Here is a 14,099-nt window from a genome sequence, read left to right as displayed (position 1 = left end):
CATGAGCACCCCAAGCGCAGAGCCGGTCCCGCTTCCCGCCAAACGGCGGGTGGCCCAGTTGGCGATGCTCGCATTCGCGGTCGCCATCGTGATGCTGGCGTACGCCAACGTGGGGTTGGCCCTCGACAACCAGATCCCGGCGGGGATGGTCACCTACGGCCTCAGCCTGGGCGGCCTCATGCTCGCCGCCTACCTGGTGCTGGCCAGGTTCGCGCCCTGGGCCGACCCGCTGATCCTGCCGCTGGTGACGCTGGTCAACGGCCTCGGACTGGTGGTCATCTATCGCCTCGAGGCGTCCGGCATGAAGGGGGCCTCGGCCACCAACCAGCTGATGTGGACCGCGGTCGGGGTCGTGATGTTCTCCGTGACGCTGATCGTGCTGCGCGACCACCGCGCGCTGCAGCGTCTGACCTACACCATGGGCGCCGTCGGCCTGGCGCTGCTGGTCTCGCCGCTGCTGCCGTTCGTCGGCAAGGAGATCAACGGCGCCCGCATCTGGATCGGCCTCGGCGGCTTCACCCTCCAGCCGGCGGAGTTCACCAAGCTCGCCCTGGTCATCTTCTTCGCCGGCTACCTGGTCGCCAAGCGCGACGTGCTCGCCCTGGCCGGGCGGCGACTGCTCTTCATCGATCTGCCCCGGGCCCGCGACCTGGGGCCGGTCCTGATCACCTGGGGCCTCAGCCTCGGCGTGCTGATCCTGCAGAAGGACCTCGGCTCCTCGCTGCTGATCTTCGGCACGTTCATCGCGATGCTCTACATCGCCACCCAGCGCACCTCGTGGGTGCTCATCGGCATCCTGCTCTTCGTCGGTGGAGCGGTCCTGGCGGGGCTGCTCTTCAGTCACGTGCAGGACCGCTTCACGGTCTTCCTCAACCCCGAGGATCCCGCGCTCTTCGACAAGGTCGGCGGCAGCGCGCAGCTCATGGAGGGCCTGTTCGCCATGGGCGAGGGAGGCATACTCGGCACCGGCCTCGGCCAGGGACACCCCTACGAGATCCCGCTGGCCTTCTCCGACTTCATCTTCCCCGCCGCCGGCGAGGAGCTGGGCCTGACCGGGCTGATGGCCCTGCTGATGGTCTACGCCCTGCTGGTGGAGCGCGGCCTGCGCACCTCGATCGCGGCCCGCGAGCCGTTCTCCAAGTTGCTGGCCGGGGGCCTGTCGTTCATCCTCGCCTGGCAGGTCTTCATCATCGTGGGCGGCGTGACCAACCTGATCCCGCTGACCGGCCTGGTCACCCCGTTCATGTCCCAGGGCGGGTCGGCGCTGCTGGCTAACTGGATCCTTATCGCGCTGCTGGTACGCATGTCGGATACGGCGAGGAAGCCTCCGCCCCAGGCCATCCAGGACGAAGGAATGACGCAGGTGTTCCAGCGATGAACGGTCCCCTCAAGCGCGCCGCACTTGCCTGCCTGCTCATGTTCGGCCTGCTCATGATCAATGTGAACTACCTGCAGGCCGTACGGGCGGACGATCTGCGCGCGAACCCGCGCAACGACCGCAACCTGTACGCGCGCTACGAGGTCGAGCGCGGCCGCATCACCGCGGGCAACAAGGTCCTCGCCGAGTCGATCGACACCGGCGACCCCGAGTTCCGCTTCGAGCGCCGCTATCCCGAGGGCAAGGTCTACGCCCCCATCACCGGGTTCTTCGCGCCCGAGAGCGAGAGCAACATCGAGCGGGCGGAGAACTCCCTGCTCAACGGCACCAGTGCCGACCTGCTGATCCGGCGCAGCATCGACCTGTTCACCGCCAAGCAGAGCAAGGGCGCCAACGTCGATCTGACGATCAACCCCAGGGCGCAGGAGGCGGCGTACAAGGCGCTGGGCGAGAGCGGCAAGAAGGGCGCGCTGGTCGCGATCGAGCCGAAGACCGGGGCGATCCTCGCGATGGTCTCGATCCCCACCTACGATCCCAACCCGCTGTCCAAGGCCAACAAGGCCCAGGTGAACGAGGCCTCCAAGGAGCTGGAGAACGACGAGAACACGCCGCTGCTGAACCGGGCGGTCGAGCGCACCTACCCGCCGGGCTCGACCTTCAAGGTGGTCACCGCGGCCGCGTACCTGGAGAGCGACGACACCGTGGGCCCGGAGACCCAGGTCGACGCCCCGCAGCGGCTCGACCTGCCCAACACCACCGCCGACCTGCCCAACTACGGCGGCGCGGCGTGCGGCGCCGGGCGGGTGACGCTGTCGTTCGCGCTGGAGAAGTCCTGCAACACGCCGTTCGGCAAGATCGCGATGGACCTCGGCTACGAGGCGCTGCGCGACCAGGCGGCCAGGTTCGGCATCGGCGGCGAGCAGCTGGCGATCCCGATGCCGGTGGCGGCCAGCAGCATCGGCCCCGAGGAGGACCAGGCGGCCCTCGCCCAGGCCTCGATCGGCCAGCGCAGCAACCAGATGACCCCGCTGCAGATGGCCATGATCGCCGCCGGCATCGCCAACAACGGCGTGGTCATGAAGCCGTACCTGGTGAACAAGATCGCCGACTCCGAGGGTGGCGAGGTCGCGAGCGCCGACCCCGACGCGCTGGACACCGCGATGAGCGAGGACAGCGCGCGCAAGCTCCAGGAGATGATGGTCAACGTCGTCAACAAGGGCACGGCGAGCGCGGCGCAGATCCCGGGCGTGACGGTCGGCGGCAAGACCGGCACCGCCGAGACCGCCCAGGGCCGTGACCCGCACGCGTGGTTCATCTCCTTCGCCCCCGCGGAGGACCCCAAGGTCGCCGTCGCGCTGATCGTCGAGTCCGGGAGCGCCGGCAGCGACGCCTCCGGCGGTCAGACCGCGGCCCCGATCGCCAAGAGCGTGATGGAAGCGGTGCTGGGTAGATGACCGCGTTGCTCGGGGGCCGGTACCGCCCGCTGGGGCGGATCGCGTCGGGCGGCATGGGTGAGGTGTGGCGGGCCAGGGACGAACTGCTCGGCCGAGAGGTCGCGGTGAAGCTGCTGCGCCCGCACGTGGCGGAGGATCCGGCCTTCCGCCTGCGGTTCCGCTCCGAGGCGCGCATCGCGGCCGGGCTGTCCGACCCGGGCATCGCGCAGGTCTTCGACTACGGCGAGGGCGGCGGTGTCGCCTACCTGGTGATGGAGCTGGTGCCCGGGCAGTCCCTGGCCGGCATCCTGGCCCGCGACGGCGCCCTGAGTCCCGAGATCACCCTCGACGTGGTCCGCCAGACCGCCATGGGCCTGCACGCCGCGCACCGCGCGGGGATCATCCACAGGGACATCAAGCCCGGGAACCTTCTGGTGACCGAGGCGGGCGTGATAAAGATCACAGACTTCGGCATCGCCAGGGCGCTGGAGGCGGTGCCGGTCACCCAGACGGGCATCCTGATGGGCACCGCGCAGTACGTCAGCCCCGAGCAGGCGTCCGGCGACCCGCTCACGCCCGCCACCGACATCTACTCGCTCGGGGTGGTCGCCTACGAGTGCCTGACCGGGCAGGCGCCGTTCCGCGCCGAGACGCAGGTGGCGATCGCCCTCATGCACATCGGCGAACCCCCGCCGCCGCTGCCGGAGTGGATCCCGCCGGCGGTCCGCGACCTGGTCATGGCGTGCCTGGCCAAGGATCCGCTGCGGCGCCCGGCCGGTGCCAGGGAGCTGTCGGAACGGGCGGACATGCTGCTCGACGCGCTGACCGCCACCGGCGCCACCGGCCTCGGCATGCTCACCGACCCGGTGGGCTGGCGCGCGGAGCCCGCGAGCGAGTGGCCTCAGGAGGTCACCAGCGCCCTCGCCGTCCCCCTCCGGCCCGGGCCCGGCCGCGACGCCGAGGGCTCGCAGGCGGGTCCCGGCCAGGGCACGGGCGCCGGGGCGGGCGGGGGTTCCGGCAGGGGGCCCGGTCACGGCGCGGGCTCCGGTGCGGGAGCCGGCGCGGGCACGACTCCGCCGGGTGCCGTCCCGGCGCGTCGCGGGCGCCGCGGTCTGCGCAGGACGACGGTGATCGTCGCCACGGTCGCGGGGTGCGCCGCCGCGGTCGGGCTGGGTGCGCTGGCGGTCCACGAGCTGACGAACCAGCCCGGTGACAGCGAGCCGGGGGAGCCGGCCGTACGGCCGAGCCCGGCCACCACGTCGCCGACCGCGCGGCCGACGAAAAGCAAGCCTCCGACGAGCAGACCGCCGCTCTCACCGACGAAGTCGGCCCGCCCGTCGGTCACGCCGTCGGCTACGGTAAGCACATCGGCCACGCCCACCGCAAGGCCGAGTACGTCGCCACCGCCCAGCCCCAGCCCGACGACTCCCACCCCGACACCAACCACCCCGACGGTGACACCGAGCCTCACACCGAGCACAACTCCTGAACCCGGTGACACAGACCCGCCGAATGAGGAGACGTGATGCGGCAACGGGTCGATGATGGACACCGGTGGCCCAAGAGCTCACCGGCACCCAAGATGAACGGTAAGGGACAGTGCAGGAAATGACTCAGCCCCGACGCCTCGGCGATCGCTACGAGCTTGACGGCGTCGTCGGGCGTGGCGGCATGGCCGAGGTCTATCGCGCCCGAGACATCCGGCTGGATCGGATCGTCGCCATCAAGACCCTCCGCGCGGACCTTGCCAGGGATCACATCTTCCAGGCGCGTTTCCGCCGGGAGGCGCAGTCCGCCGCGTCACTGAACCACCCGTCCATCGTCGCGGTCTACGACACCGGCGAGGACGTCTCCGAGGGTGCGCCGGTGCCCTACATCGTGATGGAGTACGTCGACGGCCGCACGCTGCGCGACCTGCTGCGTGCCGACCGGCGGCTGCTGCCCGAGCGCGCCGCCGAGCTGGTCGACGGGATCCTGCGGGCGCTGGACTACAGCCACCGCGGCGGCATCGTCCACCGCGACATCAAGCCCGCGAACATCATGATCACTCGCAACGGCGACGTGAAGGTCATGGACTTCGGCATCGCCCGCGCGATGGCCGACTCGGCCGCGACCATGACGCAGACCGCCCAGGTGATCGGCACCGCCCAGTACCTCTCGCCGGAGCAGGCCAGGGGCGAGCGGGTCGACGCCCGCAGCGACCTCTACTCCACCGGTTGCGTGCTGTACGAGCTGCTGACCGGGCAGCCGCCGTTCACCGGTGACTCGCCGGTCGCGATCGCCTACCAGCACGTGCGCGAGGACCCGATCCCGCCGTCGCAGATCGACCGCGACATTCCCCAGTGGGCCGACGCCATCGTGCTCAAGGCGATGGCCAAGGACCCGGCGCACCGCTACCAGAGCGCCGGGGAGATGCGGGCCGACATCCAGCGGGCGATGTCCGGCATCCCGACGGACGCCCAGACGATGGCGCTGAGCGCCAACAACGGCTACGGCTCGGCCACCCGGACGATGCAGGCTCCGGGCCCCGGCGGTCCCGGTGGCCCGGCCACCCAGCGCACCACCGCCGTCCCCGCGTACGAGTACGGCGAGGAGGGCGGCCCGCGCACCGGTGGGGGCGGCCGTCGCCGGCAGCAGAGCGGCGGGAACACCGCGGTCAAGACCGCGGCGTGGATCCTCATCCCGCTGCTGGTCATCGGGGCCTTCATCGGCGTCGGCTACATGTTCCTCAGCTCGCCGGGCACCCCCACCACGAGCGGCAAGGTGAAGATCCCGCCGCTGGCCTCGCAGACCGTGGAGGCGGCGACCAAGAAGCTCGAGGGCCTCGGCCTGAAGGTGAAGGTCATCCAGGAGTTCGACGAGGAGATCCCGAAGGACTCGGTGATCGAGAGCGACCCGTCGGCCGACCACGAGGTCGACAAGGGCACCGAGGTGACGCTCAAGGTCTCCAAGGGGATCGAGAAGGTCGAGGTGCCCACCGTGCTCAACATGAGCGCCGAGGACGCCACGAAGACCCTTGAGGACGCCGGCTTCGAGGTCAACCTGCAGACCAAGCCCTCCAGCCGCAAGCAGGGCATCGTCTTCGAGACCGTGCCCGCGCCGGGCAAGAAGGCCAACAAGGGCAGCACCGTCCGGATCTACGTCCCCAAGGAGGCGATGGAGGTCCCGGCCGTGGTGAACCTCACGGTCGGGGACGCCAAGAACGCGCTCAAGGAGGCGGGCTTCAAGTGGAAGGTCGTCGAGCAGCCGAGCGACCTGCCCAAGGACACCGTGCTGAGCCAGTCTCCCGAGGCGGGCGGCAAGTACCAGCAGGGGACGACCATCACGCTGATCGTGTCGAGCGGGGCACCGCCCGAGCCGACCGAGCAGCCGACCTTCCCCGAGGAGCAGCCGACCATTCCGGAGGAGCCGACGGAGGACACGCCCACGGAGCCCGACGACGGCACGATCTTCGATGAGGCCCCGCCCGGCGACGGGAACTGACCGGAGCACCTGACGGAGGCCCCCGCGACCGCGCGGGGGCCTCTTTCGTTTCCCGCCCGCGCTCGTTCCGGCGTTCTTGGCCGTTCCCGCGTTCCCATGACTTTCGCGGCGTCTGGGTTCGCGGCGTCTGGGTTCGCGGCGTTCGATGTGTGCGGCGTCCGATATTTGCGGCGTCCGGCTTTCATGGCCCGGCTTGCGCGGCGGCGTCACCCGGTTTCCGGCCGGAAGGTCCAGGGGACGGGAACCGGAGGCCCGGGAGGCCCGGGAGGCCCGGAAACGGGGAAGAGCCCTTCCGCCACTCGGGGGCGATGGCGGAAGGACTCTCACTGGTCAATCGTCCAGGATGGGCTTCGCGTTACAACAATCTTTCGAGCCAGTTTCCGAGCAGCCGGTGACCGTGTTCCGAGATCACCGATTCGGGGTGGAACTGCACGCCCTCGACGGGGGCGGTACGGTGGCGCAAACCCATGATCACACCGTCGTCGCTGGTCGCGGTGACCTCGAGGATCTCGGGCACCGTCCCGGGCAGGACGGCCAGCGAGTGGTAGCGCGTCATGGTCACCGGTGACGGCAGGCCGGAGAAGACGCCGCGCCCGTCGTGCGAGATCGCGCTGGTACGGCCGTGCACCAGTTCGGGCGCCCGCCCCACGGTCGCCCCGTGGGCGATGGCGATGGCCTGGTGTCCCAGGCAGACGCCGAGCAGCGGGATGCCGTGGGCCTCGCAGTGGCCGACGAGCGGGACGCTCACCCCCGCGTCCTCCGGGGTGCCGGGGCCGGGGCTGATCAGGACCCCGTCGAAGCCACGGGCGTCCTCGACCGCGACCAGGTCGCGCGGGCGCACGTCGCAGGTGGCGCCGAGCTCGCGGAGATACTGGACGATGGTGTGGACGAAGCTGTCGTGGTTGTCGACGACCAGGACACGGCTCATCGGCCCACGGTGGTCAGGTCGAGGGAGACGCGAGGTTCGATCCAGGGGAACACGACATACCAGAGTACGGCCGCGACCAGCCCGGCCAGCACCAGGGCCGTGAATCCCCTGGCCACGAGGTTTCCGGGAAGCATCCGCCAGATCCAGCCGTACATGGGACCTCCTTCGTGTCCGGGGCGTCGCCCGGGCCTTTCCATCCGGTCCGTCCGGGGCCTCTACCCCAGGGTCCGCCCGGACCGCCCGGGGCGGGCCTCACGCCTCTCCAACTTCCCCGAGACGATGAGCCGCAGGGCGGCCGAGTACTCCGGGTGGCAGGTCGACAGGGTGATCAGCGCTCTGGTCGGCTCGCGGCCCGGCCTGCCGGGAACCGGGGCGACCACGCTGATCTCGCCGGGGTCGACGACGCGCCTGCCGGTGACGCGGTAGGTGTAGCGGGCCTCGCGGGCGTCGACCAGGATGAGGTCGCCCCGGCGGAGCTCGTCGATGCGGTTGAAAGGGGCGGCGTAGGTGGTCCGATGGCCCGAAAGAACGAAATTACCGATTTCCCCTGGCATGGCGGTGCCGGGATAGTGGCCCGGGCCCATCCGCAGCCGATCCTGGTCGACGCCTTCCACGATGGCGTACCGGTAGTCGTCCCCGAGCCTGGGGATCGCCAGCATCGCCACCGCCCCGCCCAGCCGGATCGGCCCCGGCGGCTCTCCCCGCCGGTCTCCGGCCGCCCCGCCCGACGGGATCCCCTCTCCCAGGAGTTCCCTGCGCAGCAGCGCCTGCTGTCCGGCGGTGTAGGAGCCGGTGCCCCACAGCAGGTAGGCGCAGAAGAGGAGGATGATCAGCCCCGCGGTGACGCTGAGGTCGCCCAGAACCCTCAGCGCCGCTCTCATGGGGTCAGGCTAGTGACGGAAAAGGCCTCCGCGGCGGGCCGGATCACGGGTCCGGCGCAACATTTGCCACAGGATGGTGCCCCACGGAATCGCCATGGTCCACCTGCGCGGACTATCCTTACACGGAACTTCATCCACTAGCGACTACGCTAATCGACACGGCCTGCGCACGATCCAGATCGCGCAGGGTTGACGCAGGAGAAGAACCCCAGTGCCCAAGCCCAAGACTCGCAAGAAGCCGGTCTACACCCCGCCGCAGACCTCACAGCAGGTCAAGATCAGCCCACGCTGGTTGGCGCCGGTCATGGTGACCTGCTGGATCGTCGGCATCCTGTGGATCGCCGTCTACTACGTGGCGCCCACCGCTCCCCTCCTCGGCACCCTCCAGAACTGGAACCTGCTGGTCGGGTTCGCGTTCATCATCCTCGGGGTGATCCTTTCCACCCGCTGGCGCTAGTTTTTCCACAGGCATTGTCCACACCCTGGGGAAGCATCAGGGTGTGGATCAACCGAAGATCCCGAGTTCGGCCTGGACGGCGAACGGCGGCAGCCCCAGCACCAGCGCGACCAGGACGATCAACACCGCCGCGCAACCTCCCCACTGGATTGCGCTGCGGTTCCTGGCCGGGGCGAAGGCGAGGATCGCGGCGACCAGGGCGCCGGTGATCAGGCCGCCGAGGTGGCCCTGCCAGCTGATGCCGGGGACCACGAAGGTGATCACGGCGTTGGCGCCGATCAGCCAGAGCACGCCCTGGGCGTTGTAGCCGAGCTTCTTGGCGAGCACGAACAGCGCGCCGAACATGCCGTAGATCGCGCCCGAGGCGCCGACCGCGGCGATGCCGAACAGGTAGACCGCGACGGACCCGCCGAGCGCGGCGAGGAGATACAACGCCAGGAACCTGGCCGATCCGAGGCGCCGCTCCAGCTCGGGACCGATGGCGTAGAGCGCCCACATGTTGAACACGATGTGGGTCAGGGCGAAGCCACCGTCCCCCAGCGGCTGGTGCAGGAAGGCACCGGTGATCAGGCGCCACCACTCGCCCTGATAGCCGACGTCGTAGGCGCTCATCACGAAGTTGTCCAGCACCCAGTCGGTGTTCGCGGTCTCGGCGGCGTACGCCAGGATGTTGACGACCAGCAGGGCCCAGGTGACCCGGGGCGTGGTGACCGCCCGGCCGCCGAACACGGACTGCGCCTGCCGCATGCCCTTGTTGCCCTCGGCCACGCACTCGGGGCACTGGAAGCCCACCGCGGCGTCGCGCATGCAGTCGGGGCAGATGGGACGGTCGCAACGCTGGCAGCGGACGTAGGTCTCACGTCCTGGATGCCGGTAGCAGGTGGGGACAACGGTGTCGGGCTCGTTGGACGGCTGGGTGGTCATGTGTGTGGCTGGCCCCTTCGAGCGTGCTGTTATCCACAGACTGCCAGCCTATTCACGATCCCGAGCACCCGTACACCCGCGAACGGCCGCCGGGCCACACCGGCCGGCCGGAGCGAAGGGCAGGGCTCGGGGGTGGAGGGACGGGGGCGTGCGGGAACGCGAACGGCGGCCTCCGGAGGAGGCCGCCGGGCGAGAGATCAGCTCTGGACGCGCTCGATGGTCACCGACTCCAGGACCACGGGCTCCGTGGGACGGTCACGGGCGTCGGTGTCGGTCTTGGCGATGGCGTCGATGACGTCCTGGCCCTCGATCACCTCACCGAAGATGGTGTGCTTGCCGTTGAGGTGCGGCGTGGGGACCACCGTGACGAAGAACTGCGAGCCGTTGGTGCCGCGGCCGAACTGGACGCCGGCGTTGGCCATGGCGAGCAGGTACGGGCGGTTGAAGTACAGGTCCGGGTGGATCTCGTCGTCGAACTTGTAGCCGGGGCCGCCGACACCCTGACCCAGCGGGTCGCCACCCTGGATCATGAATCCGGAGATGACCCGGTGGAAGATCGTGCCGTCGTACAGCTTGGCGGTGGACTTCTGGCCGGTCTCCGGGTGCACCCACTCGCGGGTGCCCTCGGCGAGCTCGACGAAGTTACGCACGGTCTTGGGCGCGTGATCCGGGAAGAGCTGGACCTTCACGCTACCGCGGTTGGTGTTGAGGTTTGCGATCAACTTCTCAGCCATGATCGGACTGCCCCCTTCAGTTCGTAGGAATACCTGTGCAACGTATTGCTTTTATGGCACTTTGACGATTTCGGCCGCAGCCGCATCCCCAAGCATCCTCCCACGGGCCGTCATGATTGAGCCGCCTTCGAGCGGGAAGGGGTGGCGACGGGGCCCCAACGAATGGGGAGGTTGTTGTGCCTCTAGCACTGTTTGGAAAGCGCCACATGAAGATCGTGGCACCGGAAAGGCGGCTGCGCCACGTGAAGGCTCAGGCCGTCCGAGCCGCGGATCGGGTCGGCCCAATGGCCAGCCACGCCCGGGACGCGGCCAGTCATCATGCCCATGACATGGCCGTCCAGGCTCGCGATGTGGCCGGTCACGCCCGAGAGATGGCCGGCCAGGCCCGTGAAGTGGCCGGTCAGGCTCGTGACGTGGCCAGCGAGAAGATCATTGTGGCACGCGGGTGGGCGGCACCCAGGCTTGACGCCGCCGCGCACTCGTTCGAGGAGCAGCTCGCGCCGAAAATCAGCGCCGCGCTGTCCCAGGCCGCCGCGAGGATCGATCCCACTCCCGCGAAATCCAGGAAAACACCCATGATCCTGCTCTTCGTGGGCGTCGCGATCGCGGCGGCGGGTTACGTCCTGTACCGCAGGAACGCCGACCAATGGGCGGACACGCTGAAGGAGAGCGCCTCCGACGCGTCCCAGTGGGTGGGGCAGAAGACGGAGGCGGTGGCCGGGAAGGTCTCCGACACGGCGGACGACGCCGCGACGAAGGCCGACGAGGTCGGCGCCAAGGCCGACTCCAGGGCGGAGCACACCTCCAAGAAACTGCCCTAGGGGTCGGGACGCCGGCCGGTCACGTGAGTGCCGGTCGGTGGCACGAACACGGCGTACGGCCGGGTACGGCGTACGGCGACTGCCGGGAGTACGGCCCGCACCGCGAAGGTGCGGGCCGTACTCCTGTGCGGGAGCCGTCGGACTTCCCTGCGCGGGAGCCGGGTGGACTTTCCTGCGCGGGAACCGGGTGGACTTTCCTGCGCGGGAACCGGGTGAACTCCTGTGCGGGCGTCCATTGACCGATCACCAAGCGCTTGTTAGAACGTGTTCCTCGGACCCAAGGAGCACCGATGACGCTGTCGCCCCTCGACGACCACCCCGTCCACCAGTCGCCCGAGGTGATGCGGCACGTCACGACGTCGGACCGCAACTTCTACGACCGGTACTACTTCAACTGCCATGCCGGGTCCGACGAGCTGATGCTCATCGTCGGCCTCGGCCAGTATCCCAACCTCGGGGTCACCGACGCGTTCGCCTGCGTGCGGTACCGGAACCTGCACCGCGTGGTCCGGGCCTCCCGGGAACTCGGCGGCGACCGGATGGACACGCGGGTCGGCCCGTTCAGGGTCGAGGTGATCGAGGGCCTGCGGCGGCTGCGGGTGGTGCTCGACGCCACGGAACACGGCCTGTCCTTCGACCTCACCTGGGAGGGCACCGTACCGGCCACCCTGGAACCCAGGCACTTCCTCCGCTGGCAGGAGCGCGTGGTGTTCGACTCCTCCCGGATGGCCCAGACCGGCCGGTGGACCGGGCACATCCTGGTCGGCGACGAGCGCGTCGAGGTCACCCCCGACCGCTGGCAGGGCACCCGCGACCGCTCGTGGGGCATCCGCCCGGTCGGCGAGCCCGAGCCCCCCGGCATCCAGGCGCGCAACGCGGGCACCTTCTACTGGCTCTACGCGCCCGTCCAGTTCGACGACCACGCCATCCTGTGCATCATCCAGGAGGACGAGAAGGGCCGCCGGGTGCTGGAGGAGGCGGTGCGCGTGTGGGGGTTCGGCTCTCCGAGGGAGGGCGAGGAGGAGTATCTCGGCCGTCCCGAGTACCGCCCGACGTACGTGGACGGCACCCGGGAGGTGCGCGAGGCGACGATCTCCTTCTCCCCGCCGGACGGGAAACCCTTCGACCTGCGCTGCGTCCCGATTCTCCCGGTGCACCTGATGGTGGGCACCGGATATGGCCTGGAATCGGATTGGAAGCACGGCATGTACCAGGGTCCCGGCCCGGTGGTGCAGGGCGTCACCCACACGCTGCCCGAGGACGCCCCCAGGATGTGGGGCATGGTCGACGCGGTCGGCCGCTTCGAGTACGACGGCCGGATCGGCTACGGCCTGTACGAGTACTGGGCCCTGGGCCCGCACCCGTCCTTCCCCGAGGGCTGACCACCGCATGTGACCGGTCGTCCCCCGGGGACCGGCCCCCGCACGTGACAAGCCGTCCCCCGGGGACCGACCACCGCACGGAACAGGATTTCCGTGCGGGTTTCCCGAATCGCCTCCGCACCGGCGGCGAACCGGCCGAAGTCACCTCCGAACCGGCGGCGAACCGGCCGGACTCGTTTCCGGGACTGCTGCGAACCGGCCGGAGTATTCCCGCACGGATGCCCCGGCCGGCTCGCAGGTCTTCGCGGGGACACCCCTGGGCTCGCCGGGGTGTCCCCGAGGTCACTTCTCCTCGGCCTTCCTGACGCAGGTGACGGTGGGCACGTCGCCTTCCGAGTGCTTGCCCGTCACCTTGACCTCGGTGACCGCGGCCCCCTCGGGAGCGGGCACGGCCGCGGAGAGCGTGGCCACCTCCCCGGGCTTCGGAGCGCCTTCGGGAAGGGCGGGCGCGGCCATCACCTTGATCCTCTTGGGCGGGGTCGCGCCCTCGGGCAGGGCGGGCGGCTCGGCGTCCGGCCGCGCCACCAGGATGTCCTCGGTGATCGTGACGTGTCCGGCCTCGGGCTTCCTGGTCTCACCGGCCTGCCCGGACGGCACTGCGGGAAGGGCGGGCACCGCGAGAGCGGATCCCTCCTTCTCCAGCTTCTCGCGCTCGGCCTCGGTGAGCCGGCGCGTCGTCAGGGTCACCTGGCCGCCCCCCTCGCAGTCGATGAGCACGACACCGTCCTCGGGCAGGGGGGCGGGGGTCGGTGTGTCGTCGGCGCTGGCGGCTCCGGTCAGCGTGGCCATCAGAGCCCCCGCGGTCACCACGGCGGCGGCGAGCATGCGGATACGCATGGATGTTCTCCTTGTCAGACGAATCGGCGGACGAACCGGCAGGTGGACTGGTGAGCGGACCGGCATGCCGTTCTGGAGATCACAGGTTCCCGCCCGTTGCCTGAACCCAGCCTGAAGGCGCCGGAAATCGTCTTCAGGTTGGCTTTAGGCGGGGTACGGCAGGCTGGGCGGCATGCGCGTGCTACTGGTTGATGACGAGAAACGCCTGGCCCACCTCCTGAAGGAGGGGCTGGCGGGCGAGGGATTCGCCGTCGACGTCGCGTACGACGGCCGCGACGGGCTGTGGATGGCGACCGAGAACCCGTACGACGTGATCGTGCTGGACGTCATGCTGCCCCGGATGAACGGCTACACCGTCTGTGCCAAACTTCGCGACGCGGAGAACTGGACGCCGATCCTGATGCTCACCGCCAAGGACGGGGTGCACGACGAGGCCGAGGCCCTGGACACGGGCGCGGACGACTTCCTGTCCAAGCCGTTCTCCTACGTGGTGCTGCTCGCGCGGTTGCGCGCGCTGGTACGCAGGGGCGGCAGGGCGAGGCCGGTGTCCATCGCGGTCGGCGACCTGATCGTCGATCCCGCCGGGCTCCGCTGCCGCCGCGGCGAGGTGGAGATCTCCCTCACTCCCAAGGAGTTCGCGGTCCTGCACGGCCTGGCGCGCAGGCAGGGCGAGGTGGTCTCCAAGGGCGAGTTGCTGGCTCAGGCGTGGGACTTCGCCTACGACGGCGACCCGAACATCGTCGAGGTCTACGTCAGCGCGCTCCGTCGCAAGATCGACTCTCCGTTCGGCCGCTCGTCGCTGGTGACCGTACGCGGCGCCGGCTACCGGTTGGAGGCCTGA

At 69.8% G+C, this 14,099-nt stretch carries 14 protein-coding genes; 8 read left to right on the top strand and 6 right to left on the bottom strand.

All coding sequences use genetic code 11. The features are described from left to right. Position 1 precedes the first annotated feature (1 nt). The 4 genes from AB0F88_RS24890 to pknB all read left to right on the top strand — a co-directional run bounded on the left by AB0F88_RS24890 (position 2) and on the right by pknB (position 6,294). Positions 2-1,378: an FtsW/RodA/SpoVE family cell cycle protein gene (locus AB0F88_RS24890; RefSeq protein WP_362688478.1), complete on the top strand. Its 1,377-nt coding sequence runs from the start codon at positions 2-4 to the stop codon at positions 1,376-1,378. Continuing rightward, positions 1,375-2,832 carry a penicillin-binding protein 2 gene (locus tag AB0F88_RS24885; RefSeq protein ID WP_362688475.1) on the top strand — a complete coding sequence of 486 codons (1,458 nt, stop codon included), beginning with the start codon at positions 1,375-1,377 and terminating at the stop codon, positions 2,830-2,832. The genes AB0F88_RS24890 and AB0F88_RS24885 overlap by 4 nt, the downstream gene beginning before the upstream one ends. Further along, a complete protein-coding gene (locus tag AB0F88_RS24880; protein WP_362688472.1) occupies positions 2,829-4,337 on the top strand; it encodes a protein kinase in 1,509 nt (502 codons plus the stop codon). Before AB0F88_RS24885 ends, AB0F88_RS24880 begins: the two co-directional genes overlap by 4 nt. Before the next feature lie 82 nt (positions 4,338-4,419). Next, the gene (gene pknB / locus AB0F88_RS24875) at positions 4,420-6,294 is read left to right on the top strand and encodes a Stk1 family PASTA domain-containing Ser/Thr kinase (RefSeq protein WP_362688469.1); all 1,875 of its coding nucleotides are present in this window, start codon (positions 4,420-4,422) and stop codon (positions 6,292-6,294) included. 355 nt (positions 6,295-6,649) lie between these two features. Here the strand turns inward: pknB and AB0F88_RS24870 are convergent, their stop codons facing one another. From AB0F88_RS24870 to AB0F88_RS24860, 3 genes are read right to left on the bottom strand one after another with little or no spacing between them, the layout of a single operon-like run. Further along, entirely contained in the window at positions 6,650-7,222 is a 573-nt protein-coding gene (locus AB0F88_RS24870; protein WP_362688466.1) for a gamma-glutamyl-gamma-aminobutyrate hydrolase family protein, read from the bottom strand. Next, the gene (locus AB0F88_RS24865) at positions 7,219-7,377 is read right to left on the bottom strand and encodes a hypothetical protein (protein ID WP_362688463.1); all 159 of its coding nucleotides are present in this window, start codon (positions 7,375-7,377) and stop codon (positions 7,219-7,221) included. The genes AB0F88_RS24870 and AB0F88_RS24865 overlap by 4 nt, the downstream gene beginning before the upstream one ends. 60 nt (positions 7,378-7,437) lie before the next feature. Continuing rightward, the gene (locus AB0F88_RS24860) at positions 7,438-8,103 is read right to left on the bottom strand and encodes a class E sortase (protein ID WP_362688460.1); all 666 of its coding nucleotides are present in this window, start codon (positions 8,101-8,103) and stop codon (positions 7,438-7,440) included. Between the two features lie 211 nt (positions 8,104-8,314). Here AB0F88_RS24860 and AB0F88_RS24855 point away from each other — a divergent pair, with 211 nt between their 5' ends. Beyond that, positions 8,315-8,560, top strand: coding sequence for a cell division protein CrgA (locus AB0F88_RS24855; RefSeq protein WP_344744891.1), 246 nt, complete (start codon positions 8,315-8,317; stop codon positions 8,558-8,560). A 48-nt stretch (positions 8,561-8,608) separates the two neighbouring features. Here AB0F88_RS24855 and AB0F88_RS24850 read toward each other — a convergent pair whose 3' ends face one another. Next, entirely contained in the window at positions 8,609-9,484 is an 876-nt protein-coding gene (locus AB0F88_RS24850) for a rhomboid family intramembrane serine protease (protein ID WP_362688457.1), read from the bottom strand. Positions 9,485-9,681: 197 nt separating this feature from the next. Further along, positions 9,682-10,218: a peptidylprolyl isomerase gene (locus tag AB0F88_RS24845; protein WP_362688454.1), complete on the bottom strand. Its 537-nt coding sequence runs from the start codon at positions 10,216-10,218 to the stop codon at positions 9,682-9,684. 329 nt (positions 10,219-10,547) lie between these two features. Here AB0F88_RS24845 and AB0F88_RS24840 point away from each other — a divergent pair, with 329 nt between their 5' ends. Both AB0F88_RS24840 and AB0F88_RS24835 read left to right on the top strand, forming a co-directional pair. Further along, a complete protein-coding gene (locus AB0F88_RS24840) occupies positions 10,548-11,039 on the top strand; it encodes a hypothetical protein (RefSeq protein ID WP_362688451.1) in 492 nt (163 codons plus the stop codon). Between the two features lie 290 nt (positions 11,040-11,329). Next, the gene (locus AB0F88_RS24835; protein ID WP_362688448.1) at positions 11,330-12,421 is read left to right on the top strand and encodes a hypothetical protein; all 1,092 of its coding nucleotides are present in this window, start codon (positions 11,330-11,332) and stop codon (positions 12,419-12,421) included. 282 nt (positions 12,422-12,703) lie between these two features. Here the strand turns inward: AB0F88_RS24835 and AB0F88_RS24830 are convergent, their stop codons facing one another. Next, positions 12,704-13,258, bottom strand: coding sequence for a hypothetical protein (locus AB0F88_RS24830; RefSeq protein ID WP_362688445.1), 555 nt, complete (start codon positions 13,256-13,258; stop codon positions 12,704-12,706). A gap of 172 nt (positions 13,259-13,430) precedes the next feature. On the opposite strand from AB0F88_RS24830, the gene AB0F88_RS24825 reads away from it, so the two are divergent. Next, entirely contained in the window at positions 13,431-14,099 is a 669-nt protein-coding gene (locus AB0F88_RS24825) for a response regulator transcription factor (protein ID WP_362688442.1), read from the top strand.

This window comes from Streptosporangium sp. NPDC023963 (assembly GCF_040639135.1).
Lineage (GTDB): Bacteria > Actinomycetota > Actinomycetes > Streptosporangiales > Streptosporangiaceae > Streptosporangium.
Note: the sequence above shows the minus strand (reverse complement) of the source record. Positions and strands in the feature narration are given on the sequence as shown.